21 protein-coding genes and 7 tRNA genes are annotated in these 25,270 nt (G+C 71.2%); 15 read left to right on the forward strand and 13 right to left on the reverse strand.

Annotation, left to right across the window (positions count from 1 at the left end; all coding sequences use genetic code 11):
- The first annotated feature begins 83 nt into the window (after positions 1-83).
- From ABZ128_RS01850 to ABZ128_RS01860, 3 genes are all read left to right on the forward strand, one after another.
- Positions 84-156 (forward strand) — tRNA-Glu (locus ABZ128_RS01850).
- A gap of 38 nt (positions 157-194) precedes the next feature.
- Positions 195-268 (forward strand) — tRNA-Asp (locus tag ABZ128_RS01855).
- 22 nt (positions 269-290) lie between these two features.
- A tRNA-Phe gene (locus tag ABZ128_RS01860) sits at positions 291-367 on the forward strand.
- Positions 368-403: 36 nt separating this feature from the next.
- Here the strand turns inward: ABZ128_RS01860 and ABZ128_RS01865 are convergent.
- Complete coding sequence (locus ABZ128_RS01865) at positions 404-1,240, reverse strand: cytochrome c biogenesis CcdA family protein (RefSeq protein WP_356845500.1); 837 nt, start codon at positions 1,238-1,240, stop codon at positions 404-406.
- A complete protein-coding gene (locus ABZ128_RS01870) occupies positions 1,237-1,974 on the reverse strand; it encodes a thioredoxin domain-containing protein (protein ID WP_356845501.1) in 738 nt (245 codons plus the stop codon). Before ABZ128_RS01870 ends, ABZ128_RS01865 begins: the two co-directional genes overlap by 4 nt.
- 638 nt (positions 1,975-2,612) lie before the next feature.
- On the opposite strand from ABZ128_RS01870, the gene hrpA reads away from it, so the two are divergent.
- Together hrpA and ABZ128_RS01880 are read left to right on the forward strand one after the other, a co-directional pair.
- Positions 2,613-6,536, forward strand: a complete 3,924-nt coding sequence (hrpA, locus tag ABZ128_RS01875) for an ATP-dependent RNA helicase HrpA (RefSeq protein WP_356845502.1) — start codon at positions 2,613-2,615, stop codon at positions 6,534-6,536.
- A 61-nt stretch (positions 6,537-6,597) separates the two neighbouring features.
- Positions 6,598-6,671: transfer RNA gene (locus ABZ128_RS01880), tRNA-Asp, on the forward strand.
- Positions 6,672-7,135: 464 nt separating this feature from the next.
- Here ABZ128_RS01880 and bldC read toward each other — a convergent pair.
- Together bldC and ABZ128_RS01890 are read right to left on the reverse strand one after the other, a co-directional pair.
- The gene (bldC, locus tag ABZ128_RS01885; protein ID WP_003949541.1) at positions 7,136-7,342 is read right to left on the reverse strand and encodes a developmental transcriptional regulator BldC; all 207 of its coding nucleotides are present in this window, start codon (positions 7,340-7,342) and stop codon (positions 7,136-7,138) included.
- 566 nt (positions 7,343-7,908) lie between these two features.
- The gene (locus tag ABZ128_RS01890; protein WP_356845503.1) at positions 7,909-8,763 is read right to left on the reverse strand and encodes a hypothetical protein; all 855 of its coding nucleotides are present in this window, start codon (positions 8,761-8,763) and stop codon (positions 7,909-7,911) included.
- A 183-nt stretch (positions 8,764-8,946) separates the two neighbouring features.
- Between ABZ128_RS01890 and ABZ128_RS01895 the strand changes: the two genes are divergently transcribed.
- Positions 8,947-10,059, forward strand: coding sequence for a Glu/Leu/Phe/Val dehydrogenase dimerization domain-containing protein (locus ABZ128_RS01895; RefSeq protein WP_356845504.1), 1,113 nt, complete (start codon positions 8,947-8,949; stop codon positions 10,057-10,059).
- Positions 10,060-10,339: 280 nt separating this feature from the next.
- Positions 10,340-10,603, forward strand: a complete 264-nt coding sequence (locus tag ABZ128_RS01900) for a DUF3073 domain-containing protein (RefSeq protein WP_356845708.1) — start codon at positions 10,340-10,342, stop codon at positions 10,601-10,603.
- 115 nt (positions 10,604-10,718) lie between these two features.
- On the opposite strand, the gene purM is transcribed toward ABZ128_RS01900, so the two are convergent.
- On the reverse strand, positions 10,719-11,789 hold the full coding sequence (gene purM, locus ABZ128_RS01905; RefSeq protein ID WP_356845505.1) for a phosphoribosylformylglycinamidine cyclo-ligase: 1,071 nt from the start codon (positions 11,787-11,789) through the stop codon (positions 10,719-10,721).
- A 100-nt stretch (positions 11,790-11,889) separates the two neighbouring features.
- Positions 11,890-13,407 carry an amidophosphoribosyltransferase gene (gene purF / locus ABZ128_RS01910; protein ID WP_356845506.1) on the reverse strand — a complete coding sequence of 506 codons (1,518 nt, stop codon included), beginning with the start codon at positions 13,405-13,407 and terminating at the stop codon, positions 11,890-11,892.
- Positions 13,408-13,553: 146 nt separating this feature from the next.
- Here purF and ABZ128_RS01915 point away from each other — a divergent pair, with 146 nt between their 5' ends.
- Both ABZ128_RS01915 and ABZ128_RS01920 read left to right on the forward strand, forming a co-directional pair.
- Positions 13,554-13,649 (forward strand): putative leader peptide, encoded by a 96-nt coding sequence (locus tag ABZ128_RS01915; RefSeq protein WP_356845507.1) that lies wholly within the window; start codon positions 13,554-13,556, stop codon positions 13,647-13,649.
- A gap of 116 nt (positions 13,650-13,765) precedes the next feature.
- Positions 13,766-15,226 (forward strand): sulfatase-like hydrolase/transferase, encoded by a 1,461-nt coding sequence (locus ABZ128_RS01920; protein ID WP_356845508.1) that lies wholly within the window; start codon positions 13,766-13,768, stop codon positions 15,224-15,226.
- Positions 15,227-15,235: 9 nt separating this feature from the next.
- Here ABZ128_RS01920 and ABZ128_RS01925 read toward each other — a convergent pair whose 3' ends face one another.
- The 6 genes from ABZ128_RS01925 to purS all read right to left on the reverse strand — a co-directional run bounded on the left by ABZ128_RS01925 (position 15,236) and on the right by purS (position 21,184).
- Positions 15,236-15,754, reverse strand: coding sequence for an META domain-containing protein (locus ABZ128_RS01925; protein ID WP_356845509.1), 519 nt, complete (start codon positions 15,752-15,754; stop codon positions 15,236-15,238).
- A gap of 85 nt (positions 15,755-15,839) precedes the next feature.
- Positions 15,840-16,631: a sterol carrier family protein gene (locus tag ABZ128_RS01930; RefSeq protein ID WP_356845510.1), complete on the reverse strand. Its 792-nt coding sequence runs from the start codon at positions 16,629-16,631 to the stop codon at positions 15,840-15,842.
- A 10-nt stretch (positions 16,632-16,641) separates the two neighbouring features.
- Complete coding sequence (locus tag ABZ128_RS01935) at positions 16,642-17,904, reverse strand: hypothetical protein (protein WP_356845511.1); 1,263 nt, start codon at positions 17,902-17,904, stop codon at positions 16,642-16,644.
- 105 nt (positions 17,905-18,009) lie between these two features.
- Positions 18,010-20,259: a phosphoribosylformylglycinamidine synthase subunit PurL gene (gene purL / locus ABZ128_RS01940; protein ID WP_356845512.1), complete on the reverse strand. Its 2,250-nt coding sequence runs from the start codon at positions 20,257-20,259 to the stop codon at positions 18,010-18,012.
- Positions 20,256-20,936 (reverse strand): phosphoribosylformylglycinamidine synthase subunit PurQ, encoded by a 681-nt coding sequence (gene purQ, locus ABZ128_RS01945; protein WP_356845513.1) that lies wholly within the window; start codon positions 20,934-20,936, stop codon positions 20,256-20,258. The genes purL and purQ overlap by 4 nt, the downstream gene beginning before the upstream one ends.
- Positions 20,937-20,938: 2 nt before the next feature.
- Positions 20,939-21,184: a phosphoribosylformylglycinamidine synthase subunit PurS gene (purS, locus tag ABZ128_RS01950; protein WP_356845514.1), complete on the reverse strand. Its 246-nt coding sequence runs from the start codon at positions 21,182-21,184 to the stop codon at positions 20,939-20,941.
- Positions 21,185-21,532: 348 nt separating this feature from the next.
- Here purS and ABZ128_RS01955 point away from each other — a divergent pair, with 348 nt between their 5' ends.
- From ABZ128_RS01955 to ABZ128_RS01980, 6 genes are all read left to right on the forward strand, one after another.
- Positions 21,533-21,850, forward strand: coding sequence for an Lsr2 family protein (locus ABZ128_RS01955; RefSeq protein ID WP_356845515.1), 318 nt, complete (start codon positions 21,533-21,535; stop codon positions 21,848-21,850).
- Positions 21,851-21,938: 88 nt separating this feature from the next.
- Positions 21,939-22,010: transfer RNA gene (locus ABZ128_RS01960), tRNA-Gly, on the forward strand.
- An 82-nt stretch (positions 22,011-22,092) separates the two neighbouring features.
- Positions 22,093-22,165: transfer RNA gene (locus ABZ128_RS01965), tRNA-Gly, on the forward strand.
- A gap of 101 nt (positions 22,166-22,266) precedes the next feature.
- Positions 22,267-23,502: a histidine kinase gene (locus ABZ128_RS01970; RefSeq protein ID WP_356845516.1), complete on the forward strand. Its 1,236-nt coding sequence runs from the start codon at positions 22,267-22,269 to the stop codon at positions 23,500-23,502.
- Positions 23,499-24,110: a response regulator transcription factor gene (locus ABZ128_RS01975; RefSeq protein ID WP_356845517.1), complete on the forward strand. Its 612-nt coding sequence runs from the start codon at positions 23,499-23,501 to the stop codon at positions 24,108-24,110. The genes ABZ128_RS01970 and ABZ128_RS01975 overlap by 4 nt, the downstream gene beginning before the upstream one ends.
- A 22-nt stretch (positions 24,111-24,132) precedes the next feature.
- Positions 24,133-24,208 (forward strand) — tRNA-Gly (locus ABZ128_RS01980).
- Between the two features lie 157 nt (positions 24,209-24,365).
- Here the strand turns inward: ABZ128_RS01980 and ABZ128_RS01985 are convergent.
- Complete coding sequence (locus tag ABZ128_RS01985) at positions 24,366-25,268, reverse strand: phosphoribosylaminoimidazolesuccinocarboxamide synthase (RefSeq protein ID WP_356845518.1); 903 nt, start codon at positions 25,266-25,268, stop codon at positions 24,366-24,368.
- Between the last annotated feature and the right edge of the window lie 2 nt (positions 25,269-25,270).

Genomic DNA, 25,270 nt, shown 5'->3' on the forward strand with positions numbered 1-25,270 from the left:
TTAACCGTTTTGGCGATACCTCCCCGCATCCCATATGCTTCTCACGTCCCCGACGCGCTGGAAAGCGCCCAGGCGGGCCTTTAGCCCTCATCGTCTAGTGGCCCAGGACGCCGCCCTTTCAAGGCGGTAGCACGGGTTCGAATCCCGTTGGGGGTACGCATTACCGTGTGCAAGACTTGTCTCGCACACTGCAAGGTCCTGTGGAGCAGTTGGTTAGCTCGCCACCCTGTCAAGGTGGAGGTCGCGGGTTCAAGTCCCGTCAGGATCGCTGAGGCCGGAAACGGTCTCGTGGCTGGGTAGCTCAGTTGGTACGAGCGATCGCCTGAAAAGCGATAGGTCGCCGGTTCGACCCCGGCCCCAGCCACCACAGGAAGGCCCCGTCCCCCGGACGGGGCCTTCCGCATTACTCCCTCCCCGCCGTCTCCCGGGCCGTGCGCCGCCACCGGGCCACGCCCACGAGGAGTGCTCCCCCGGCCACCAGCCCGAGCAGGGCCCCGTCCGGGACCGCATCCGCGACCGCCCGGACCCGCTGCTCCACCGCAAAGGACTCGTCCACGTCGAGCAGCCCGGGCAGCGCACCGGCCCCGTCGTACGCGAGGAACAGCACCCCGAGGGTGATGAAGAACAGCCCGGACAGCAGCGAGGTGGTGTGCAGCCCGAAGCGGCCCACCCGGACGGCCCGCCCGCGCAGCCAGCGCCGGCGCCCCAGGTCGAACCGCTCCCACAGCAGCGCCAGCACGAACAGCGGCACCGCCATGCCGAGCGCGTACACCGCGAGCAGCAGGCCCCCGTACACCGGGCTGCCGCTGACCGCGGCCACCGTCAGGACGCTGCCCAGGATGGGGCCGGCGCAGAAGCCGGCCAGCCCGTAGACCGCGCCGAGGGCGTACACCGACAGGGCGGTGGTCGGCCGGATCCGCCCCGACGCCTGTGCGAGCCGCTTGGGGGCGAAGCCGAGGCCCAGGACCTGCGCGAGCCCGAGCCCGATGATCAGCCAGCCTCCGCCGGTCACCAGCGCGTCGCGGTGGCCGTGGAAGAACCGCCCGGCGTACGAACCGGCCGCGCCCAGCGGTACGAGGGTGCTCGCGAGCCCGGCGTAGAAGATCCCGGTCCGCGCGAGCAGCCGCGAGGCGGAGTCGATCGAGTACGCGAAGAAGGCCGGCAGCAGCAGCGCGCTGCACGGGCTGAGCAGGGCGAGGAGGCCGCCCAGCAGGGCGGCCAGGTAGCCGACGTGGTTCACCTGCCCGCCTGCGCCTTCGCCGCGGCGATCGCGGCCTCGAAGGCGGCGAGCGGCTGGGCGCCCGCGACCGGCCGTCCGCCCACCAGGAAGGACGGGGTGGAGCTCACGCCGATGCGGTACCCCTCCTCCCGGTCCTTCGCCAGGGCGGCAGCCGCCTCCTCGCCCGCCAGGTCCTTCTCGAAGCGCTCCAGGTCCGGGACGCCCGCCTCCCGGGCGAGCTCCAGGAGCCGCGCCTCGCCGAAGCCCTTCTGCTTCGCGCCCTCGGCGTAGGCGGCGGTGTGGAACGGCAGGAAGCGGTCCTGCTGCCCCGCCGCCCAGGCGGCCCGGGCCGCCGCCTCGGACTCCGCGCCGAAGATCGGGAAGTTGCGCCACTCGATGCGCAGGGTGCCGTCCGCGACGTACTTCCTCATCAGTTCGGGTTCGGTGTCGCGGGCGAACTTGCCGCAGTAGCCGCACTTGAAGTCGGAGTACTCGATCAGTACGACGGGGGCGTCGGGCCGCCCGACGGCGAGCTTGTCCCCGGCCTCGCGCCGGGCGAGCTTGGTGAGCGGGGAATCGGCGGCCCGGGGCGCGGGCGCCGCCGCGGGCCGGGCGGGGGCCTCACCGGAGTCGGCGGCCTGCCAGGACACGAGGCCGAGGGCGGCCGCGGTGAGGGCGACCCCCGCGCAGATCAGCAGCGGCTTGCGCCGGGCGGAGGCCCGGGCGGAAGAGGACGTACGGGTGGAAGAGGGCATACGGGTGCTCCAGGGCTACGGGTGGCGGATCGGACCGGCGGAATGCGACCGGTCCTCCTACACCCGCATCACGGACAGCTCCACGGGCCCCGGGGCGGGCCCTCCGGGCGCGCGAACGGGCGCCGGGGCGCGGGGCGCCGCCCCGGGCGCGGCGGCGCCCCAGGGCACCGGCCGGCTCGCGGACGCGACGCAGTGCTCCGCGTGCGACCCGGCCCGTGCGGGAACCCCGGGCGTCCCGTCGGGCCCCTGCTGCGCAGGAGCACACCGCCCGCCCCGGCCTCCTGCCGCGCGGCCCGCATCCTCCGCGCGGGCCGTCCCGGCGGTGGCAGCAGGCGCGCCCCCGGGAGCCGGGCCGGCCGGGAAGGCGTACGCACGGGCATCCGGCAGGGCCGGGGCGGGCGGGTGCGCGGCGTGCGGAGCGGCGAGGACCGGGGCCGGGGAAAGGGACGTCCCGCCCCAGGCGCAGAGCACCGCCAGTACGGCGGCCACAAGCAGGCCCCACACGCCGCGGTGCGACCTGCTCGGCATACGTGGGGCCTCTCACGGACGGGGTCGGGGGACTCGTCCCGAAATGGTACGGGTCCCCCCGACAAATGCGTTCGCCACCCGGCGGGACCAGGTGAGATCCTCGACCAGGTATGTCTACTTCCTTCGCCGCCCTGCAGACGCTTCTCGGTGAGATCTCCCTCCGGGACGCCCACCGCCTCGGCCGCCGCCTCGAAGGCGCCCGCCGCATCCGCAAACCCGAGGCCAGGCAGGCCGTGCTCGACGAGATCGCCGCGGAGGCCGAGAAGGCCGCCGCGCGACTGGCCGGCCGTGCCTCGCGGATGCCGGAGGTCACGTATCCCGAGAACCTGCCCGTCAGCCAGAAGAAGGACGAGATCGCCGAGGCGATACGCGACCACCAGGTCGTGATCGTCGCGGGCGAGACCGGCTCCGGCAAGACCACGCAGATCCCCAAGATCTGCATGGAGCTGGGCCGCGGCGTCCGCGGGATGATCGGGCACACCCAGCCCCGCCGCATCGCCGCCCGCACGGTCGCGGAGCGCATCGCCGAGGAGCTGAAGTCCGAGATCGGGCAGACCGTCGGCTGGAAGGTCCGCTTCACCGACCAGGTGGACCAGGACGCGACCTTCGTGAAGCTGATGACCGACGGCATCCTGCTCGCCGAGATCCAGACGGACCGCGAGCTGCGCGCGTACGACACGATCATCATCGACGAGGCCCACGAGCGGTCCCTGAACATCGACTTCCTGCTGGGCTACCTGTCCCAGCTGCTGCCGAAGCGCCCCGACCTGAAGGTCGTGATCACCTCGGCGACGATCGACCCGGAGCGCTTCTCCCGCCACTTCGGCGACGCCCCGATCGTCGAGGTCAGCGGCCGTACGTACCCGGTGGAGGTCCGCTACCGCCCGCTCCTCGAAGAGGAGGGCGAGGACAGCGACCGGGACCAGATCACCGCGATCTGCGACGCGGTCGACGAGCTCCAGGCCGAGGGGCCGGGCGACATCCTGGTCTTCCTCTCCGGCGAGCGCGAGATCCGCGACACGGCGGACGCCCTGATCAAGAAGAAGCTCCGCTTCACGGAGGTACTGCCGCTCTACGCCCGCCTCTCGCACGCCGAGCAGCACCGCGTCTTCCAGCAGCACACGGGCCGCCGGATCGTCCTGGCCACGAACGTCGCCGAGACCTCCCTGACCGTCCCCGGCATCAAGTACGTGATCGACCCGGGCAACGCCCGGATCTCCCGTTACAGCCACCGCACCAAGGTCCAGCGGCTGCCGATCGAGCGGATCTCGCAGGCCAGCGCCAACCAGCGCAAGGGCCGCTGCGGCCGTACCAGCGACGGCATCTGCATCCGGCTCTACTCCGAGGACGACTTCAACGCCCGCCCGGAGTTCACGGACGCCGAGATCCTGCGCACGAACCTGGCCTCCGTCATCCTCCAGATGACCGCGGCCGGCCTCGGCGAGATCGAGAAGTTCCCGTTCATCGACCCGCCGGACCACCGCAACATCCGCGACGGCGTCCAGCTCCTCCAGGAGCTCGGGGCCCTGGACCCCGCCGAGAAGGATCCGAAGAAGCGGCTCACGCAGATGGGCCGCCAGCTCTCCCAGCTGCCCGTGGACCCGCGCCTGGCCCGCATGGTCGTGGAGGCGGACAAGAACAACTGCGTCCGCGAGGTCATGGTCATCGCGGCGGCCCTGTCCATCCAGGACCCGCGCGAGCGCCCCTCGGACAAGCAGACCCAGGCGGACCAGCACCACGCCCGCTTCAAGGACGAGACCAGCGACTTCCTGTCGTTCCTGAACATGTGGCGCTACATCCGCGAGCAGCAGAAGGAACGCGGTTCCTCCTCCTTCCGCCGGATGTGCAAGCAGGAGTACCTGAACTTCCTGCGGATCCGCGAGTGGCAGGACATCTACTCGCAGCTGCGCACGGTCGCGAAGACGATGGGCATCCACGTCAACGAGGCCGACGCCCCGGAGACCAGCGTCCACGTCTCCCTCCTGGCCGGCCTGCTGTCGCACATCGGCCTGAAGGACACCGACAAGAACGAGTACCTCGGTGCCCGCGGCGCCAAGTTCGCGGTCTTCCCGGGCTCGGCGCTGTTCAAGAAGCAGCCGAGGTTCCTGATGTCGGCGGAGCTGGTGGAGACCTCCCGCCTGTGGGCGCGGGTCAACGCCAAGGTGGAGCCCGAGTGGGTCGAGCCGCTCGCCCAGCACCTGATCAAGCGCACGTACAGCGAGCCGCACTGGGAGAAGGACCAGGCGGCCGTGATGGCGTACGAGAAGGTCACGCTGTACGGCGTGCCGATCGTCGCCCAGCGGAAGATCAACTACGGGCGGATCGACCCCGAGGTCTCGCGCGAGCTGTTCATCCGCAACGCCCTGGTCGAGGGCGACTGGCGCACGCACCACAAGTTCTACGCCGACAACCGCAAGCTCCTCACCGAGGTGGAGGAGCTGGAGAACCGGGCGCGGCGCCGGGACATCGTGGTCGACGACGAGACCCTGTTCGACTTCTACGACCAGCGGATCCCCGAGCACGTGGTCTCCGGGGCGCACTTCGACTCCTGGTGGAAGCACAAGCGGCGCGAGGAGCCCGAACTCCTCGACTTCGAGCGCGAGATGCTGCTGACGGAGAAGGCGGCCGGGGTCACCAAGGCCGACTATCCGGACTCCTGGCAGCAGGGCCGGCTGAAGTTCCGGGTGACCTACCAGTTCGAGCCGGGCGCGGACGCGGACGGCGTGACCGTGCACATTCCGCTCCAGGTGCTCAACCAGGTCACCGACGAGGGCTTCGACTGGCAGATCCCGGGCCTGCGCGAGGAGGTGGTGACGGAGCTGATCCGCTCGCTGCCCAAGCCGATCCGGCGCAACTACGTGCCCGCGCCGAACTTCGCGGCCCGCTTCCTGGACACGGCGGTGCCCCTGCAGGAGCCGCTGCCGGTCACCCTGGCGCGCGAACTCCAGCGCATGGTCGGGGTGCCGGTCTCGGCCGAGGACTTCGACCTCTCCCGCATCCCGGACCACCTCAAGGTCACCTTCCGGATCGTCGACGAGCGCCGCAAGAAGATCGCCGAGGACAAGGACCTGGAGGCCCTGCGCCTGCGGCTCAAGCCGAAGGCGCGCCAGGCCCTGTCCAAGGCCGCCGCGGCGACCGCCGAGCGGGCGGGCGGGGAGTCGGTGGAGCGCTCGGGGCTGACCGACTGGACCATCGGCACCCTGACCCGGGTCTTCGAGACCCGGCGGGCGGGCCAGCCGGTGAAGGCGTATCCGGCGCTGGTGGACGAGGGGACGAGCGTCTCCGTCCGCCTCTTCGACACCGAGGCCGAGCAGCAGCAGGCGATGTGGCTGGGCACCCGGCGGCTGATCCTGCTCAACATCCCGGTCAACCCGGCGAAGTTCGCCTCGGACCACCTGGGCAACCAGCAGAAGCTGGCCCTGTCGCGCAATCCGCACGGCTCCGTCCAGGCCCTGTTCGACGACTGTGCGACGGCCGCGACCGACAAGCTGATCGCCGACCACGGCGGGCCGGCCTGGGACGAGGCGGGCTTCCGCAGGCTCTACGAGGCCGTCCGCGCCGACCTGGTGGACACGACCGTACGGGCGGTGGGCCAGGTGCAGCAGGTGCTGGCCGCCTGGCAGGCCTGTGAGCGCCGTCTGAAGGCCACGAACAGCCTCGCCCTGGTGGCCAACGTCCAGGACGTCAAGACGCAGCTGGCGGCCCTCGTGCCGCCCGGCTTCGTGACGCTCACGGGACTGCGCCGGCTGCCCGACCTGATGCGCTATCTGGTGGCGGCCGACCGGCGGCTCCAGCAGATGCCCACGGCCGTCCAGCGCGACACCACGCGCATGCAGAAGGTCCACGAGATGCAGGACGAGTACGCCTGGCTGCTGGAACAGCTCCCGAAGGGGCGGCCCGTGCCCTCGGCGGTCACCGACATCCGCTGGATGATCGAGGAGCTGCGGGTGAGCTACTTCGCGCACGCGCTGGGGACGGCGTACCCCGTCTCCGACAAGCGGATCGTGAAGGCGGTGGACGCGCTCGCCCCGTAGGACGGCCCGATCCGGTTCGACCGCACCGCCTGACCTGCTGTACAGTCTGACTCGCAGCCAAGGTCCTGTGGAGCAGTTGGTTAGCTCGCCACCCTGTCAAGGTGGAGGTCGCGGGTTCAAGTCCCGTCAGGATCGCAACAACAGCAGGGCCCGCATCCCCCCGGGGACGCGGGCCCTGCTTCGTCGTGCGGGCCCTGCCCGGCCGCGCCACCCCTCGGGCCTGGCCGCCTCCCCGGCCGCCCCCGCTCCGTGCCCCGGAAAATCCCCCGTCCGCGTGAGGCGCTCTGCGCTGCACGTCCCCTTACGGGTGCATTGCCGGATGTACAAGAGTGATCAACTGTGACGGGACTCACCACATGAGTTTTCGAGAGCCGCACCTTTATCGCACCCCTACGAGCGCTCGATTTAATATGTGCAATGGCACCTCTCCCTGAGAGGCCTCCGCAGGACATAAAAAAGATCGCGCTGGACCCGGCGGAGTCCAGCGCGATCGACGGCGGAGAACCTGTTGGGGCAGGTCCGGCCGTATGAAGCCATGTGGGTTTCATCGGATTGGGGGATCCGATAACCCGTTAAAACAGGGGTGCTGTTGCGGGGTCTCAGGCCTCGCTGCGCTGCTGGGGAATTCCCGCCAGCAGTGCGCGAACCTCGGCCTCGCGGTAACGGCGGTGTCCACCCAGGGTGCGGATGGACGTGAGCTTGCCAGCCTTGGCCCAACGGGTGACCGTCTTCGGGTCCACGCGGAACATCGTGGCAACCTCAGCCGGGGTCAGCAGCGGCTCGGCATCAGGGGTGCGAGCGGTCATGAGCGGCCTCCTCGGGAGAACCGAACCATCTCGGTTCTTTCCTCTAAATTCTGCACCTTGGCCCGCGTTGCCCGAAATGGACATACGCGGGCCGAGTCGGTTATAGGACGAACGGCTTGTCCTCGGCACTACAACTACACCATCCGTCCAGCCTCGACGGCCAAACCGACGGAATTGCCCTCCGAGGTGTTCATCAGCGGCGGAAGCCCGATGGACCGTCCCATAACGGACAGTCACCTCACTGTAACGATCAGTCACAGAGCGATCAGGAGTCCTCAGACCCCCCGTAGAGTGCAATGCCGAGCATTCCGCCCTTAGTTGGGCGGAAGGAACCCTCCCCGGACTCCTTGTCCTATTTTGGCACGAGGGTAGGGGAAGGGCGCAAGGGCGTGGTTAGTGCGGTCCGTCACGCTTGAGGCAATGGCCCGGATCGGGACGTAGGTCCCGGAACAAGGCCCCGAATATGCCGATCCCGCCTCCGATCAGCCACTTATGGCCGATCGACCGATACGCACGGTACGCGGGCGACGCGCCCTCCACGCCGGAGTGTGGGCCGGATCACGTCGTCAGTTCGCGAACAACCGCTCCCGGACCTCCCGCCAGCGGTCCACCAGCTCCTCGTACGCCTCGGCCGCCCCCACCGCGTCTCCCGCCCGCAGCGCCGCGATGCCCACCGCCACGTCACGGGCCGAGCGGTCGGCCGCCAGCCGGTCGGGCGAGAGGGCGTACACCAGGCCCCCGTAGTCCAGTTCGACCATCGAGCGCGGATGGAACTCCTCCAGCCAGCTCCCCACCTCCACCAGCCCCTCCGCGAGCACGCCGAAGCCGTCCGCCTCCCGCAGGGTGCGCAGCCCGCGGGCGAGCCGCCTGCGGGCCTGGACCATCGGCGTCCGGTAGCGCAGCCGTTCGCCCGGGGCGTACTCCCGTTCCTCGTCGGAGAACAGCACGAACCAGCGCAACGGCACCTGCCACACCGCGGTGCGGATCCACGGGCGCGCGTCCGGGTTCCGCTCGCGCCAGCGCTCGTACTCCTGCGCCGCCCGGCGCCTGGTGACCGGCGGCAGGGCCGCGTCCAGCACCGGCAGCGGGAAGTTCTCCACCAGCTCCTGCAGCGCCAGCCAGCCCCGCAGCCTGGTCCGCCACGGGCACACCAGCAGCACCCCGTCCACCTCGGCGGTGAAGGCGTCGGCGCTCTCGTGCGCCGGCACCCCCACCACGGGCACCCGCACCAAATCGGAGAGCGACCGGCGCAGTTCGTCCTGGGCGGTGGGAATGGCCCCGCGCAGGGCGTACGAGGCCCAGTGCGTGCGCTCCGGCTCCGCGAAGGCCGCCAGGGGCTCGTAGACGCGCAGGTAGGAGGCGTACGGGACGGTCGGCGCCGAGCGTGCGGAGGGCAGCCGGGGGTCGGAGGATTCGCTCACGCTCACGTACTCCCCCGCGCCGCCCGGAGCTACTCCGGCGGGCCCGCGTACTCCGGGAGTGTTCCGATCTCCGGACAGCTCGACTGCACACGCCCCAGAGGTCTTACGCTGCTCCCAGCACGCCCTCCCCCACCCGCAGGGCGGGCGTCATTCCGCCGCATCTCTTCCATGGGAGTCACCACCGTGACCGAAATGACCGACGGCGTCCTGCACACCCTGTTCCGTTCGGAACAGGGCGGTCACGAGCAAGTCGTGCTGTGCCAGGACCGAGCCTCCGGCCTGAAGGCCGTCATCGCGATCCACTCCACCGCCCTGGGCCCCGCCCTCGGTGGCACGCGCTTCCACGCGTACGCCTCGGACGAGGAGGCCGTCCTCGACGCGCTGAACCTCTCGCGCGGCATGTCGTACAAGAACGCCCTCGCCGGGCTCGACCTCGGCGGCGGCAAGGCCGTGATCATCGGCGACCCGGACGTCATCAAGACCGAGGAACTGCTGCTCGCCTACGGCCGCTTCGTCGAATCCCTCGGGGGCCGCTACGTGACGGCGTGCGACGTCGGCACCTACGTGGCGGACATGGACGTCGTGGCACGGGAGACCCGCTGGGCCACCGGCCGCTCGCCGGAGAACGGCGGCGCCGGCGACTCCTCCGTGCTCACGGCCTTCGGCGTCTTCCAGGGCATGCGGGCCAGCGCCCAGCACCTGTGGGGCGACCCGACCCTGCGCGGCCGCAAGGTCGGCGTCGCGGGCGTCGGCAAGGTCGGCCACTACCTCGTCGAGCACCTGCTCGAAGACGGTGCCGAGGTCGTGATCACCGATGTCCGTGAGGAGTCCGTCCGCCGCGTCCTCGACAAGCACCCGCAGGTCACCGCCGTGGCCGACACGGATGCGCTGATCCGCACCGAGGGCCTCGACATCTACGCTCCGTGCGCCCTCGGCGGCGCGCTGAACGACGAGACGGTGCCCGTCCTGACCGCCAGGGTCGTGTGCGGCGCCGCCAACAACCAGCTCGCCCACCCGGGCGTGGAGAAGGATCTCGCGGACCGCGGCATCCTCTACGCGCCCGACTACGTGGTCAACGCGGGCGGGGTCATCCAGGTCGCCGACGAGCTGCACGGCTTCGACTTCGACCGCTGCAAGGCCAAGGCGACGAAGATCTTCGACACCACGCTGGAGATCTTTGCTCGCGCGAAGGCCGACGGGATCCCGCCGGCCGCGGCCGCCGACCGCATCGCCGAGCAGCGGATGGCCGAGGCCCGCGCCGCTCGCACCGCGAAGGCCGCGACCCAGGCTCCGTAGGCCCCCTGCGTGCGCCCGCCGGGGTTGCGGCGAGACGGAACTCACTGCACTTCGGCGGGTCGCCCGCCAGGAAAGGGTTAAAATCGCAGCTGACCAGCGAGGACGGGGCGCCTCGATGGTCCTGCACCGGGGCACGTCATGCGGGCGGCGTACCGTATGGCCGCGGAAGCAGGTACCGTTAAACCCCTACGGACGGTCTCTCCACGGAGAGCCCGCTCCGAACCATGAACGCGTGTCAGACTCTGGGGCCGTCGAGCCCCGTCACCGAGGGGGTCGAGCCATGGGGCGCGGCCGGGCCAAGGCCAAGCAGACAAAGGTCGCCCGCCAGCTGAAGTACAACAGCGGCGGGACTGACCTCTCGCGTCTGGCCAACGAGCTGGGCGCATCGCCGACGGAACCGCTGCTGCCTGTCAGCGAGCCGGTCGAAGTCGATGACGATCTGGACGACGACGACCCGTACGCCAAGTACGCGGATCTGTACAACGACGAGGACGACGACGAGGACGAGGAGTCCGGTCCGTCGGCCCACCGTCGCGGCGCTTGACGCTTCGCGTCTGCACCACTCGGACGGCAGCGCTCCCGCTGACCCCCGGCTGAGCAGCCAGAACAACACGTAACCCGGTCCAGGGCCCCGCCCCGGACCGGGTTTCCGTGCTGTCTCAGCTCGCGTACGACCCGGTCAGGGTCGCGCCCTCGGTGTGGTCGCCGCGGTCCAGGATCTCGCCGGCGACCCAGGAGTCCACGCCCCGGTCGGCCAGTGCGGTCAGGGCCACGTCCACCGACTCCTGCGGGACGACGGCCATCATGCCGACGCCCATGTTCAGGGTCTTCTCCAGCTCCAGCTGCTCGACCCGGCCCGCCTTGCCGACCAGGTCGAAGACCGCGCCCGGGGCCCAGGTCGACCGGTCGACCGTGGCGTGCAGGTGGTCCGGGATCACCCGGGCCAGGTTCGCCGCGAGGCCGCCGCCGGTGATGTGCGAGTAGGCGTGCACCTCGGCCGTCCGGGTGAGGGCCAGGCAGTCCAGCGAGTAGATCTTGGTCGGCTCCAGCAGTTCCTCGCCGAGGGTCCGGCCGAACTCCTCGACGTGGCGGTCGAGGGACATCCCGGCCCGGTCGAAGAGGACGTGCCGCACCAGCGAGTACCCGTTCGAGTGAAGGCCGGAGGACGCCATGGCGATGACCGCGTCACCCGTACGGATGCGATCCGCGCCCAGCAGGCGGTCGTACTCGACCACGCCGGTGCCGGCGCCCGCGACGTCGAAGTCGTCCGGACCCAGCAGACCCGGGTGCTCGGCGGTCTCGCCGCCGACCAAGGCGCAGCCGGCGAGGACGCAGCCCTCGGCGATGCCCTTGACGATCTGCGCGACCCGCTCCGGGTGGACCTTGCCCACGCAGATGTAGTCGGTCATGAAGAGCGGCTCGGCACCGCAGACGACGATGTCGTCCATGACCATCGCGACCAGGTCGTGGCCGATGGTGTCGTAGACGCCCATCTGGCGCGCGATGTCGACCTTGGTGCCGACCCCGTCGGTGGCGGAGGCGAGCAGCGGGCGCTCGTAGCGCTTGAGGGCAGAGGCGTCGAAGAGGCCGGCGAAGCCGCCGAGGCCGCCGAGGACCTCGGGGCGCTGCGTCTTCTTCACCCACTCCTTCATCAGCTCGACGGCGCGGTCTCCCGCTTCGATGTCGACACCTGCTGCTGCGTAGCTGGCACCGGTGGTCTTCTCTGTCATGACAGGAGAGAGCTTTCGTGTCGTTACTGCTGTGGTGCCGGGCCCCCGGAAAAGCCGGAAAGAAGGGGCCCGGCGCAGGTTGAGCGGGAGGTGCGGGCCGTTACGGCCGGCGGAGCGCGTCGGCGGCGTCGGTGCCGCCCGCGAGCTCGCTCTCCAGGAGCTGCTTGCCCAGCAGCTGCGGGTCGGGCAGCTCCATGGGGTACTCGCCGTCGAAGCAGGCACGGCAGAGGTTGGGCTTCTGGATGGTCGTCGCCTCGATCATCGCGTCGAGCGAGATGTACGCGAGCGAGTCCGCGCCGAGCGACGTGGCGATCTCGTCGACCGTCATGCCGTTGGCGATCAGCTCGGCCCGGGTGGCGAAGTCGATGCCGAAGAAGCACGGCCACTTCACCGGCGGCGAGGAGATCCGGATGTGGACCTCGGCCGCGCCGGCCTCGCGGAGCATCTTGACCAGGGCGCGCTGGGTGTTGCCGCGGACGATCGAGTCGTCGACGACCACGAGGCGCTTGCCCCGGATGACTTCCTTCAGCGGGTTGAGCTTCAGGCGGATGCCGAGCTGGCGGATCGTCTGCGAGGGCTGGATGAAGGTCCGGCCGACGTAGGCGTTCTTGACCAGGCCCGAGCCGTACGGGATCCCGCTGGCCTCGGCGTAGCCGACGGCGGCGGGCGTGCCGGACTCCGGCGTCGCTATCACCAGGTCGGCCTCGACCGGGGCTTCCTTGGCCAGCCGGCGGCCCATCTCGACGCGCGAGAGGTAGACGTTGCGGCCGGCGATGTCCGTGTCCGGGCGGGCCAGGTACACGTACTCGAAGACACAGCCCTTGGGCTTTGCTTCCGCGAAGCGGGAGGTGCGCAGGCCGTTCTCGTCGATCGCGATGAGCTCGCCCGGCTCGACCTCGCGGACGAAGCTGGCGCCGCAGATGTCGAGGGCGGCGGTCTCGCTCGCGACCACCCAGCCGCGCTCCAGGCGGCCGAGGACCAGCGGGCGGATGCCCTGCGGGTCACGGGCGGTGTAGAGGGTCCCCTCGTCCATGAAGACCAGCGAGAACGCACCCTTGACCTGGGGGAGGACCTTGGCGGCCGACTCCTCGATGGTCAGGGGCTTGCCGTCCTCGTCGGTCTGCCCCGCGAGCAGGGCGGTGACCAGGTCGGTGTCGTTGGTGGCCGCCACCTGGGTGGCACGGCCGTCCTGACGGGGGAGGTCGGCGACCATCTCGGCGAGCTCGGCGGTGTTCACCAGGTTGCCGTTGTGACCCAGGGCGATCGAGCCGTGGGCGGTCGCGCGGAAGGTGGGCTGCGCGTTCTCCCAGACGGAGGCTCCGGTGGTCGAGTAGCGGGCGTGACCGACCGCGATATGACCCTGGAGCGAGCCGAGAGAGGTTTCGTCGAAGACCTGGGAAACGAGGCCCATGTCCTTGAAGACGAGGATCTGGGAACCGTTGCTCACAGCGATTCCCGCGGACTCTTGTCCACGGTGCTGCAGCGCATACAGTCCGAAGTAGGTGAGCTTGGCGACCTCTTCACCCGGAGCCCAGACACCGAAGACGCCGCAAGCGTCCTGGGGGCCCTTTTCGCCGGGGAGCAGGTCGTGGTTGAGTCGTCCATCACCACGAGGCACGCCTCCGAGTGTAGGCGAGATCGACCACTGGTCCGAATTGGGGACGCCCGGGAAATGTCACAGCACAGAGGGTGACGGGGACCTCCGTCTCGGTATGCGGATCATTTGTTGACATCTACGAGGCCATTCGTACAGGCTCTCGCCCCATGCAGCCTCTCGGTGACCGTCACGTCACCCTCGTCGAGCGCCGGCACGTGGACCTGGTCCGTGTCGCGAGCGCCATCTGTCGCTGTTTCGCGTAGCCGCAACCGGTCATCCCCTTTTCGCCATTCCGTTTCGCCCCGGCCCGCCCAGCCGTGCGGCGCGCCCTGTCGCGTCCCGCCGGGGGCAGGCTGGCGAGCCGTGCCTTGGAGTACCTGTGTCTTCGCACAACAGCAAGCTGTCCCGGCGTGCCTTCGGGGGCGCCGTCGGAGCGGGCGCCGCGGCCGCCGCGGCGGGGCTGGGGGCGGCTCCCGCCCACGCCTCCAACCGCTCGGCCGGGCCGTCGGGGAGCGCCTCCGCCGATGCCCGGGAGGCCGCTCCCGGGGAGCGGGAGTTCCGGGCCGACCGCGAGCGCCGTTCCCGGCGGCCCAACATCCTGGTCATCCTGGGCGACGACCTCGGCTGGGCCGACCTGTCCTCCTACGGCGCCCCGCACATCAGGACCCCTCACCTGGACCGGCTCGCCCGCCAAGGGGTCCGGTTCACAGACGCCTACGCGGGCTCGGCCACCTGCTCCCCGACCCGCTTCAGCCTCTACACCGGCCGCTACCCGGGCCGCACCAAGGGCGGGCTGGCCGAGCCGATCGCGGACCGGACGGCGGGCCTGGACCCCACGCACCCGACGCTGGCCTCGCTGCTGCGGGACGCCGGTTACGCCACGGCGCTGATCGGCAAGTGGCACGCGGGCTACCTGCCGGACTACAGCCCGACCCGGTCGGGGTGGGAGGAGTTCTTCGGCAACTTCGGCGGGGCGCTGGAGTACTACTCCAAGCTGGGCCTGGGCGGCGAGTACGACCTGTACGAGGGCGACACCGAGTACAAGGACCTGCGCTACTACACGCGGATCATCACGGAGCGGGCCGCCGCGTACGTCTCCCGCGACCACCACGGCAAGCCCTGGCTGCTGAACCTGAACTTCACCACCCCGCACTGGCCGTGGATCGCCGAGGGGGACACCGCGGAGAGCGCCGAGATCGTCCGGCGGATCAAGGCGGGGGACGCGCGGGCGCTGTGGCACCAGGACGGTGGCTCGGTGGAGAAGTACCGGCAGATGGTGGAGGACCTGGACCGCTCGGTCGGCCGGGTGCTGGAGGCGCTGAAGCGCTCGGGCCAGGAGGAGGACACCCTGGTCGTCTTCTCCAGCGACAACGGCGGCGAGCGCTTCTCGTACAACTGGCCGCTGTCGGGGAACAAGGCGTCCCTCCAGGAGGGCGGGATCCGGGTGCCGAACATCCTGCGCTGGCCCGCCCGCGTCGACGGCGGCCAGGTCAGCCGGGTGCCGGTGTTCAGCCCGGACTGGACGGCGACCCTGCTGGAGGTGGCCGGGACCCGGCCGCACCGGGCGTACCCGCTGGACGGGGTGAGCCTGGCCGGGTACCTGCTGCGGGGTGAGGAGCCGGCCGGGCGGGACCTGTTCTGGCGGGTGCGCGGGGAGCGGGCGCTGCGGCGCGGGAACTGGAAGTACTACCGGGGCAGGTCGGGCCGTGACCAGCTGTTCGACCTGGCGGCGGACCTGCGCGAGCAGGCCGACCGGGCGGCGGCCGAGCCGGCTCTGCTGGCGCAGCTGCGGGCGGCCTGGGAGCGCACCGACGCGGGGCTCCTCCCGTACCCGTCCTGACCCGCGGTCTCACTCCGCGGCGGAGGCCGCCTCGGCGGTCAGGGCCCGGCCGTCGGCGGCGGTGAGGGTGAGGGTCCGGCCCTGGATCCGCCAGGTGAGCGGGCCCGCGCCGAACAGGCCGGTGAGGGCGCGCTCGACTTCGCCGGCCGGGCCCTCGCAGGCCATCCGGGTGCTGGTGAGCGGGCCGAAGGTGACGCTGTCGCCCTCGACGGCGGCCGGGGAGCTGAACCGGTTGCAGCCGAGGCTGCCCGCGGCGGTGCCGTCGGGGGTGAGGGCGAACCGGGCCCGGCCCGTGGACCCGGCCGGGACCGGCGCGCCGGACAGGGAGGTCACGGCCCAGTCCGTCACGGTCAGCGGGGCGTCCGGGACGGGGGACGTGGCGGAGGAGCGTGCGGTCATGGCGGGGTCGCTCCCGTCCTGCGGGGATCCGGCGCAGCCGGTCAGGGCCAGCACGAGGGCCAGTACGGCGACCGGTACGAGGGCCGGCCCGCCGGTGGCGAGCCCTCTGGGGTGCCTGAGGGTACGCATGTCCCTGGGACGGGCCCGGCCCCCGTCCGGTTCCGCCCCCGGCGGCCGCATCGCCCGCATCGCCCACATCGCCCACATCAGCGCATCAGCGCATCACCGGCAGCAGCCCGGACAGGTCGGCCCGCTCCCCGCTGGCCCTCACCCGGGCGTCCTCCAGGGCCGCGGCCCAGTCTGCGCGGCCGGTGGCCAGCCGGATCCAGGACAGCGGGTCGGTCTCCACCACGTTGGGCGGGGTGCCGCGGGTGTGGCGGGGCCCCTCGATGCACTGGACCACCGCGAAGGGCGGGATCCGCACCTCGACCGAGCCGCCCGGGGCCTTCAGCGCCAGGGCGTCGGCGAGCAGCCGGGTACAGGCGGCCAGGGCCTGCCGCTCGATCGGGATGTCCAGTCCGGTGGCGCGGTTGAGGTCGTCGGTGTGGACCACCAGCTCCACGCAGCGGGTGACCAGGAAGTCGGCGAGGGTCATGTCACCGACCCACAGGTCCAGCACCCGGCTGCCGGGGTTCGTGTCGAGCGCCTTTGCCATCCGGGCCGCCGCCCGCTCGTACAGCTCGGGCAACGGCGCCCCGCCGAGGGTCTCCCGGGCGGCCTCGGAGATCTTCCCGGCGAGGGAGGCGGTCGCGAAGGGCCACTCGATGGCGGTGAGTTCGACGACGGCACCGGGCGGCCGGGCCAGGCCGGAAGCCAGCGAGTCCGCGATCCAGGCGACGTGCGCGGCGAGGTCGGCCACGGTCCAGTCGCCGACCCCGCTGGGCCGTTCCAGCTGCTCGGGCCCCAACTCGCCGACGGCCCGGGTGACATGTCCGAACTGCGCGGTGACGGCCGCACGGATCTTCGCGGGATCGTAGCGACGCGGCTTCTTCTTGGCAGGCGGCATGGTCCCGACCCTACTCGGGCCCGGGCAGCACGAGTCCGGTGCAGCCGCGCCGCTGCGCGGTGTCGGTGGCGTAGGCCGTGAACAGCCCGTCCAGGCGCGGCCCGAGCACCGACCGGTAGGTGTACGGGACGACCATGGTGAGGGTGGCGGGGCGCCCTGCGCAGCTCATCGAGCCGTAGAGCAGGTCCTTGGTGCGGCCGGCCGTCCCGGGGACCACCGGGTCCGGTCTGCGCCCGCCGGTCACCGTGACCGCGGCCGCGTCGTCACCGAAGTACGACCGGGTCCGCAGCCACCAGGGCGAGTGTCCGAGGGACGTGGCGGCGTCCTCCCGTTCCGCACCGGTGAGGAGGCCGAGGACCCGCTCGTTCCCCTCGGGGCTCATCGCGAGCAGGCAGCCCTCCTCGCGGGCGGCTCCCGGCACGGGGACGCCGGCGGCCCGGTCGGGCAACTGCTCGCGGTCCGCCGTCCGCAGGTGGGCGGCGTACCAGCCGCAGCTGTCCGTCCGCCCGCCGGCGGGCCCGAGGGCGGTCACCGGAGGGGGCAGTTCGTCCGGGAGCCCGGGCAGCCCCGTGCGGCAGCCGTACTCCTCGGCTGCGTGTTCGGCGGCCCGGCGGGCCAGGCGCGCCAGGATCGGGCGGTCCCCGGTCTCGTGCCGGGTGCTGGGGGAGGCCGCCGTCACGACCAGCGAGGTCGTACCGGCCCTGGCCGGCTGCTCGCAGCGGGCCACGACGGTGACGTCATCGGGCCCGTAGTCACCGAGCCGGCCGTCCCCGAGCGGCATCCGGTCGGGAAGCGTGGTCCGCGCGGTGACATCGCCCTGCGGGCCGGAGCGCAGGACGGCGAACGGGGGCTTCCAGCCCTCACCGGAAAGGTGCAGGTCACGCGCCTGGGGCAGCCCCTGCAAGGACAGCGTGAAATGGCCGTACTTGAACTCCCGGCCGAGGCTGTCCCCCTCCAGGCGGCTCAGCACGCAGCGGTCCGGAATGGTGTCGAAGTCGATGGTGCTGGGGTCCTCGCCGCCGAGCACCACCCGGTCGGCGCCGCCGTCCAGGCGCATGACCTCGTCGGGGTCCACCAGCCCGGCACAGGCCCGGGTGATCAGCGCGCGGCTCGCCGTGCGCGCCTGACCGGTCGCGTACGCGTCGTACAGCGCCCAGCTCCCGAAGGCCAGACCGCCCACGCCCGCGAGGAGCAGCAGCAGGTTCACCGCATTGCGCCGACGGCCCCGGTCCGGCAGCGGGCCCCCGCGCGACGGCTCCAGTGGTTCGAACATCCCGCCCCCCGTTCGTGTCCCTGCGGCGACCCGGGCGACGCTACCAACACCGCGAGCCCCCGGCCGGAGGGAATCCGGCCGGGGGCTCGCGGGAAGAACGGCGGATCAGGCCAGCAGGGCCGGGATCGTCGCCTCGTGGGCCTCGCGGAGTTCCGCCAGGGGGAGCGTGAACTCGCCCTGGACCTCGATCTCCTCGCCGTCCACCACACCGATGCGGGTGGCCGGCAGGCCGCGCGCACCGCACATGTCGGTGAAGCGGAGCTCCTCGCTGCGCGGGACGGCCACGATGGCCCGGCCCGCCGACTCGGAGAACAGGAACGTGAAGGCGTCCAGGCCCTCCGGGACCACGATCCGGGCGCCGTTGCCGCCGCGCAGGCAGGACTCGGTGAGCGCCTGGATCACGCCGCCGTCGGACAGGTCGTGCGCGGCGTCGATCATGCCGTCGCGCGAGGCCGAGATCAGGATGTCGGCCAGCAGCTTCTCGCGCCCCAGGTCCACCTTCGGCGGCAGGCCGCCGAGGTGGTCGTGGACGACCTGCGACCAGGCCGAGCCGCCGAACTCCTCGGCGGTGTCGCCGAGCAGGTAGAGCAGCTGGCCGGCCTCCTTGAACGCCATCGGCGTACGGCGGTTGACGTCGTCGATCACACCGAGGACCGCCACGACCGGGGTCGGGTGGATCGCGGTGTCACCGGTCTGGTTGTACAGCGAGACGTTGCCGCCGGTGACCGGGGTGCCCAGCTCCAGGCAGCCGTCGGCGAGACCGCGGGTGGCCTCGGCGAACTGCCACATGACGCCCGGGTCCTCGGGGGAGCCGAAGTTCAGGCAGTCGGAGATGGCCAGCGGCTTGGCGCCGGTCGCGGCGACGTTGCGGTACGCCTCGGCCAGCGCCAGCTGCGCGCCGGTGTACGGGTCGAGCTTGGCGTAGCGGCCGTTGCCGTCGGTGGCCATGGCCACGCCGAGGTTGGACTCCTCGTCGATGCGGACCATGCCCGCGTCCTCGGGCTGCGCGAGGACGGTGTTGCCCTGCACGAAGCGGTCGTACTGGTCGGTGACCCAGGACTTCGAGGCCTGGTTCGGGGAGGAGACCAGGGCCAGGACCTGCGCGCGGAGCTCCTCGGAGGTCTGCGGGCGGGGCAGCTTGCCCGCGTCGTCGGCCTGGAGGGCGTCCTGCCACTCGGGGCGGGCGTAGGGCCGGTGGTAGACCGGGCCCTCGTGGGCGACGGTGCCCGGGGGCACGTCCACGATCTGCTCGCCGTGCCAGAAGATCTCCAGGCGCTCGCCGTCGGTCACCTCACCGATGACGGTGGCGATGACGTCCCACTTCTCGCAGATCTCCATGAAGCGGTCGACGTGCTGCGGCTCGACGATCGCGCACATGCGCTCCTGCGACTCGCTCATGAGGATCTCCTCGGGCGAGAGCGTCGCATCGCGCAGCGGGACGGTGTCCAGCTCGACGCGCATGCCGCCGGAGCCGGCGGAGGCCAGCTCGGAGGTGGCGCAGGACAGGCCGGCGCCGCCGAGGTCCTGGATGCCCGCGACCAGCTTCTCCTTGAAGATCTCCAGGGTGCACTCGATGAGGAGCTTCTCCTGGAAGGGGTCGCCGACCTGGACGGCGGGGCGCTTGGTCGGCTTCGTGTCGTCGAAGGTCTCCGAGGCCAGCACGGACACACCGCCGATGCCGTCGCCGCCGGTGCGGGCGCCGTAGAGGATGACCTTGTTGCCGGGGCCGGAGGCCTTCGCGAGGTGGATGTCCTCGTGCTTCATCACGCCGATGCAGCCGGCGTTGACCAGCGGGTTGCCCTGGTAGCAGGCGTCGAAGACGACCTCGCCGCCGATGTTCGGCAGGCCCAGGCAGTTGCCGTAGCCGCCGATGCCCGCCACCACGCCCGGCAGGACGCGCTTGGTGTCGGGGTGGTCGGCCGCGCCGAAGCGCAGCGGGTCGACCACGGCGACCGGGCGGGCGCCCATGGCGAGGATGTCGCGGACGATGCCGCCGACGCCGGTGGCCGCGCCCTGGTAGGGCTCGATGTACGAGGGGTGGTTGTGCGACTCGACCTTGAAGGTGACCGCGTAGCCCTGGCCCACGTCGACGACGCCGGCGTTCTCGCCGATACCGACGAGCATGGCGTCGTTCTCGGGGGCCTTCTCGCCGAACTGCTTCAGGTGGACCTTGCTGCTCTTGTACGAGCAGTGCTCGGACCACATGACGGAGTACATGGCGAGCTCGGCGCCCGTGGGGCGGCGGCCGAGGATCTCCCGGATGCGGGCGTACTCGTCCTCCTTGAGGCCGAGTTCCTTCCAGGGCTGCGCCGAGTCCGGGGTCTCGGCGGCGTGCTTGACGGTGTCGAGAGTCATGCGGAGACCAGCTTCTTCAGGATCGAGGTGAAGAATCCGAGGCCGTCGGTGCGGCCCGTCCCGATCAGCGGCTCGACCGCGTGCTCGGGGTGCGGCATGAGGCCGACGACGTTGCCCGCGGCGTTGGTGATGCCGGCGATGTCGCGCAGCGACCCGTTCGGGTTCATGTCGAGGTACCGGAAGGCCACGCGGCCTTCGGCCTCCAGTTCGTCGAGCGTGCGCTCGTCGGCGACGTAGCGGCCGTCCATGTTCTTGAGCGGTACGGAGATCTCCTGGCCGGCGGCGTAGTCGCCGGTCCACGAGGTCTCCGCGTTCTCCACCCGCAGCTTCTGGTCGCGGCAGATGAAGTGCAGGTGGTTGTTGCGGAGCATCGCGCCCGGCAGCAGGTGGGCCTCGGTGAGGACCTGGAAGCCGTTGCAGATGCCGAGGACCGGCATGCCGGCCTTGGCCTGGTCGATGATGGTCTCCATCACCGGCGAGAACCGGGAGATGGCACCGGCGCGCAGGTAGTCGCCGTAGGAGAAGCCGCCCGCGAGGACGACCGCGTCGACCTGGTGCAGGTCCTTGTCGCGGTGCCACAGCGAGACCGGCTCGGCGCCCGCGAGGCGGACGGCGCGCAGCGAGTCACGGTCGTCGAGCGTTCCGGGGAACGTGACGACTCCGATGCGAGTGGTCACCGTCAGGCCTCGACCTTCACGGTGAAGTCTTCGATGACGGTGTTGGCGAGGAACGTTTCGGCCATCTTGTGGATGCGGTCGAGGGCGGTCTGGTCGACCGGGCCCTCCACCTCAAGCTCGAAGCGCTTCCCCTGACGGACGTCGGCGATCCCCTCGAAGCCCAGGCGCGGCAGTGCACGCTGCACCGCCTGGCCCTGAGGGTCGAGGATCTCCGGCTTGAGCATGACGTCGACTACGACGCGTGCCATCGGGCACTCCCGTGGGTGTTGGTGCGGAGGCGGTTCCCTCAGCGTACCCGTCTCAAATTTCTACGCGGGTAGATATCCCGGGCCCATGATCGCCGCCCGGTTTCGGCTTCACCAACGCTTCGCAAAATCCGCCGGAAAACCACTCACCCGGCATTGCGGCGGGACACGCGGAGAGAATTAACTGGGCTTCGCAATGCAATGGGAATCGCGGTACAAAGGAATCCCCCGAGACGGCGGCTTTTGTCGCCCCACCACGGGGAACGAAAGATGCATTGCTCCGAAACATCCATACAGGCGACATCACCGCACGTCAACGGGTGGCGACGTCGCGCGAAGGGACCGATATCCGTGGCGCAGCGCGTAGTAGTCACGATCTCCGACGACATCGACGGCGGAGAAGCGGCGGAAACGGTCGTGTTCGGGATCGACGGTAAGTCGTACGAGATCGACCTCAATGTGGCCAACGCAAAGAAACTGCGGAAGACCCTCGCCCCCTTCGTCGCCGCCGGACGCCGGCAGGCCCGCTCCGGCAAGGCCTTCAAGCACACCTCCATCGCGCCGGACCCCGCGGTCGTCCGGGCCTGGGCCCGCTCCAACCAGATGGACGTGCCGCCCCGCGGCCGCATCCCGAAGCGGGTCTACGAGGCCTACAACGAGGCTCACTGAGGGCCGATTTGCCATCCACCCCCTCCGATCCGCTAGTGTGTGGATCACGCCGAGGGGCCAGACCGCAGGTCACAGCCTCGAAGGTCGTGCGGGTGTAGTTCAGTAGCAGAACATCCTCCTTCCAGGAGGAAGGCGCAGTGTGCGATTCCTGTCACCCGCTCTGCACGCTTTACCGGCCACTCCGGTGGATCAGGTAGAGTGATGCTCGCATCGCCCACCGGTCATTCGATCGGAGCGAGTATGCGGACGTAGCTCAGTTGGTAGAGCACCACCTTGCCAAGGTGGATGTCGCGAGTTCGAGTCTCGTCGTCCGCTCAGAGGACAAAGGCCCTGATCATTGATCAGGGCCTTTGTCGTACGCCCCGATACGCTGATGCGCCGCAGGACCGCCAGAAGGTGATCGGGGGACGGGAACCGTGTCAAAGCTGACCGGATGGTGGAGGAAACGCAGCAGCGCGGGGAAAGTCGAGCTCTACACCCGCTGGTCGTTCCACTCCTTCGCGGTGATCGAGACCCTGGCGGTACTGCTCGGGCTCGCACCGGAGGGCCTGACGGCCGCCACCGCAGCCCTGGCCCTGCCCCTGGCCGCACAGATCACCCTGTCCGCGGTGCTGTGCTCGAAGGCGCTGGACTGGGTGATCGGGCGGCGCGAGCGACCCGTGCGGCCGGCCGTCGCGCTGGGCCTGCTGACCGCCGCGCTGTCGATCGCCGTACTCGTCCTGCGCTCCGCCGGGCTCCTGGTCCACGAGGGCCTGGCCCCCGTCCTCGTGATCAACCTCACCGGCTTCGCGACGGGCGCCCTGACCCTGACCCTGGCCAAGGCCCGGCACATGGCCGCCGTCGCCCCCGCCGCGGTGGCCATCACGGCGGGCGCCGCAGCGGCCGTGGGCCTCCCCGCCGGCGAGGTGGCCGGCTACGCCTTCGGCATCCTCCTCAGCAGCCTGCTGTTCACCCTGGCCTGCGGCTTCTCCTCCTGGCTGCTGAAGACGGTGCACGAGCTCGACCGCGCCCGGGAGCTCCAGGCACAGCTGGCGGTGGCCGAGGAACGGCTCCGCTTCGGGCGGGACCTGCACGACGTGATGGGTCGCAACCTCGCGGTGATCGCGCTCAAGAGCGAGCTGGCGGTACAGCTGGCCCGGCGCGGCCGTCCGGAGGCGGTGGACCAGATGACCGAGGTCCAGCGGATCGCCCGGGAGTCCCAGCGCGAGGTCCGCGACGTCGTGCGCGGCTACCGGGAGGCGGACCTCACGGCGGAGCTGGAGGGTGCGCGCGGGGTGCTGAGCGCGGCCGGGATGGACTGCCGGGTCGAGGTCGAGGAGGGCCCCCGGCCGGCTCCCGCCGTGCAGTCGGCACTGGGCTGGGTGGTCCGGGAGGCCACCACGAACGTCCTGCGGCACGGTGAGGCGCGCAGCTGCGTGATCCGGCTCGCGGCGGCCGGGGCGGACGCGGTGACCCTGCTGGTGGAGAACGACGGGGTACCCGACGCGGCGCGGGTGCCGGCCGGGCCGCCGGGCTCGGGGCTCGCCGGGCTGCGCGAGCGGCTCGCCGTGGTGGACGGCACCCTGGAGGCCGGGCCCACCGGCGACGGCCGGTTCCGCGTACTGGCCCGCGTACCGGCCCCGGGCGCCCACGGGCGGGAGGTGCGGGCGTGAACCCCGTACGTGTGCTGCTGGCCGACGACGAGCACCTGATCCGCGGGGCGCTGGCCGCGCTGCTGGCGCTGGAGGACGATCTGCTGGTCGTCGCCGAGGCGGCCTCCGGTCCGGAGGCCCTCGCGACGGCGCGGGCGCACCGGCCCGACGTGGCGGTGCTCGACCTGCAGATGCCGGGGGCGGACGGTGTGAGTGTGGCCACATCCCTGAGGGCCGAACTCCCCGACTGCCGGGTCATGATCGTGACCAGCCACGGGCGTCCCGGACACCTGAAGCGTGCCCTCGCGGCCGGCGTACGGGCCTTCGTGCCGAAGACGGTGTCGGCGCGGCGCCTGGCCGAGCTGATCCGGGCCGTCCACGCCGGAGGGCGTTACGTGGACCCGGAGTTGGCGGCCGACGCGATCAGCGCAGGGGACTCGCCGCTGACCGCGCGCGAGGCCGAGGTCCTGGAACTGGCGGGGGACGGGGCGCCGGTCGCGGAGATCGCGGAGCGGGCCCGCCTCTCGCAGGGGACCGTACGCAACTACCTGTCGTCGGCGGCCATGAAACTCGGGGCCGAGAACCGGCACACGGCAGTGCGTCTCGCACGCGAGCGGGGTTGGGTATAGTAGGTCCCGCGTTACGGCGCATGCGGACATAGCTCAGTTGGTAGAGCACCACCTTGCCAAGGTGGATGTCGCGAGTTCGAGTCTCGTTGTCCGCTCCACGAGAGAAGCCCCCGGTCCTGCGACCGGGGGCTTCTTCGCGTTCTTCTTCCGGGCCGGGCTTCTTCCGGGCCGGGCTGCTTCCGGGCCGGGCTGCTTCCGGGCAGGGCTTCTTCGGCTCCGGCGGGGTCCCGCCCCCGGGAGGGCGGGACCGGTGCCTCAGGACCAGGGGAGGCCGGTGAGCCGCTCGTACGCCTCGACGTACTTGGCGCGGGTCTGCGCGACGACCTCCTCGGGGAGGGCCGGCGGCGGTACTTCGGCCGTGCGGTCCCAGCCGGAGGCCGGGGAGGCCAGCCAGTTGCGGACGTACTGCTTGTCGAAGGAGGGCTGGGTGCGGCCCGGCTCCCACTCGTCGGCCGGCCAGAAGCGCGAGGAGTCCGGGGTGAGCACCTCGTCCGCGGCGATCAGGGTGCCGTCGGCGTCGAAGCCGAACTCGAACTTGGTGTCGGCGAGGATGATCCCGCGCTCGCGGGCGATGTCCCGGGCCCGGGAGTAGACGTCGAGGGTCGTGCGGCGCAGCAGGGCGGCCGTCTCGGCGCCGGTGGTACGCGCGACCTCCTCGTAGGAGACGTTCTCGTCGTGCTCGCCGACCTCGGCCTTGGCGGCCGGGGTGAAGATCGGCGCGGGCAGCTCGGATCCGTCGACGAGGCCCTCGGGCAGGGCCAGCCCGCACACCGTCCGCGTCCGGTTGTACTCGACGAGGCCGGAGCCGGTGAGGTAGCCGCGGGCCACGCACTCGACCGGCACCATGTCGAGGTTCCGGCAGACGAGCGTCCGCCCGGCCCAGTCGGCGGGGGCGCCGGCCGGCAGCTCGGTGCTGAGCACGTGGTTCGGCACGAGGTCGGCGAGCTGGTCGAACCACCACAGGGAGAGCTGCGTGAGGACGCGGCCCTTGTCCGGGATCTCGGTGGGCAGCACCCAGTCGAAGGCGGACATCCGGTCGCTGGCGACCATGACGAGGCGGCCGTCCTCGTCACGGTAGAGGTCGCGCACCTTGCCGGTGTGGAGGTGGACGAGGCCCGGCACCTGGACCGGCTCGGGCTTTTCGACGAATCCGGACACGG

It is taken from the genome of Streptomyces sp. NPDC006326, assembly GCF_040612915.1.
In the GTDB taxonomy this organism is placed as follows: Bacteria; Actinomycetota; Actinomycetes; order Streptomycetales; family Streptomycetaceae; genus Streptomyces.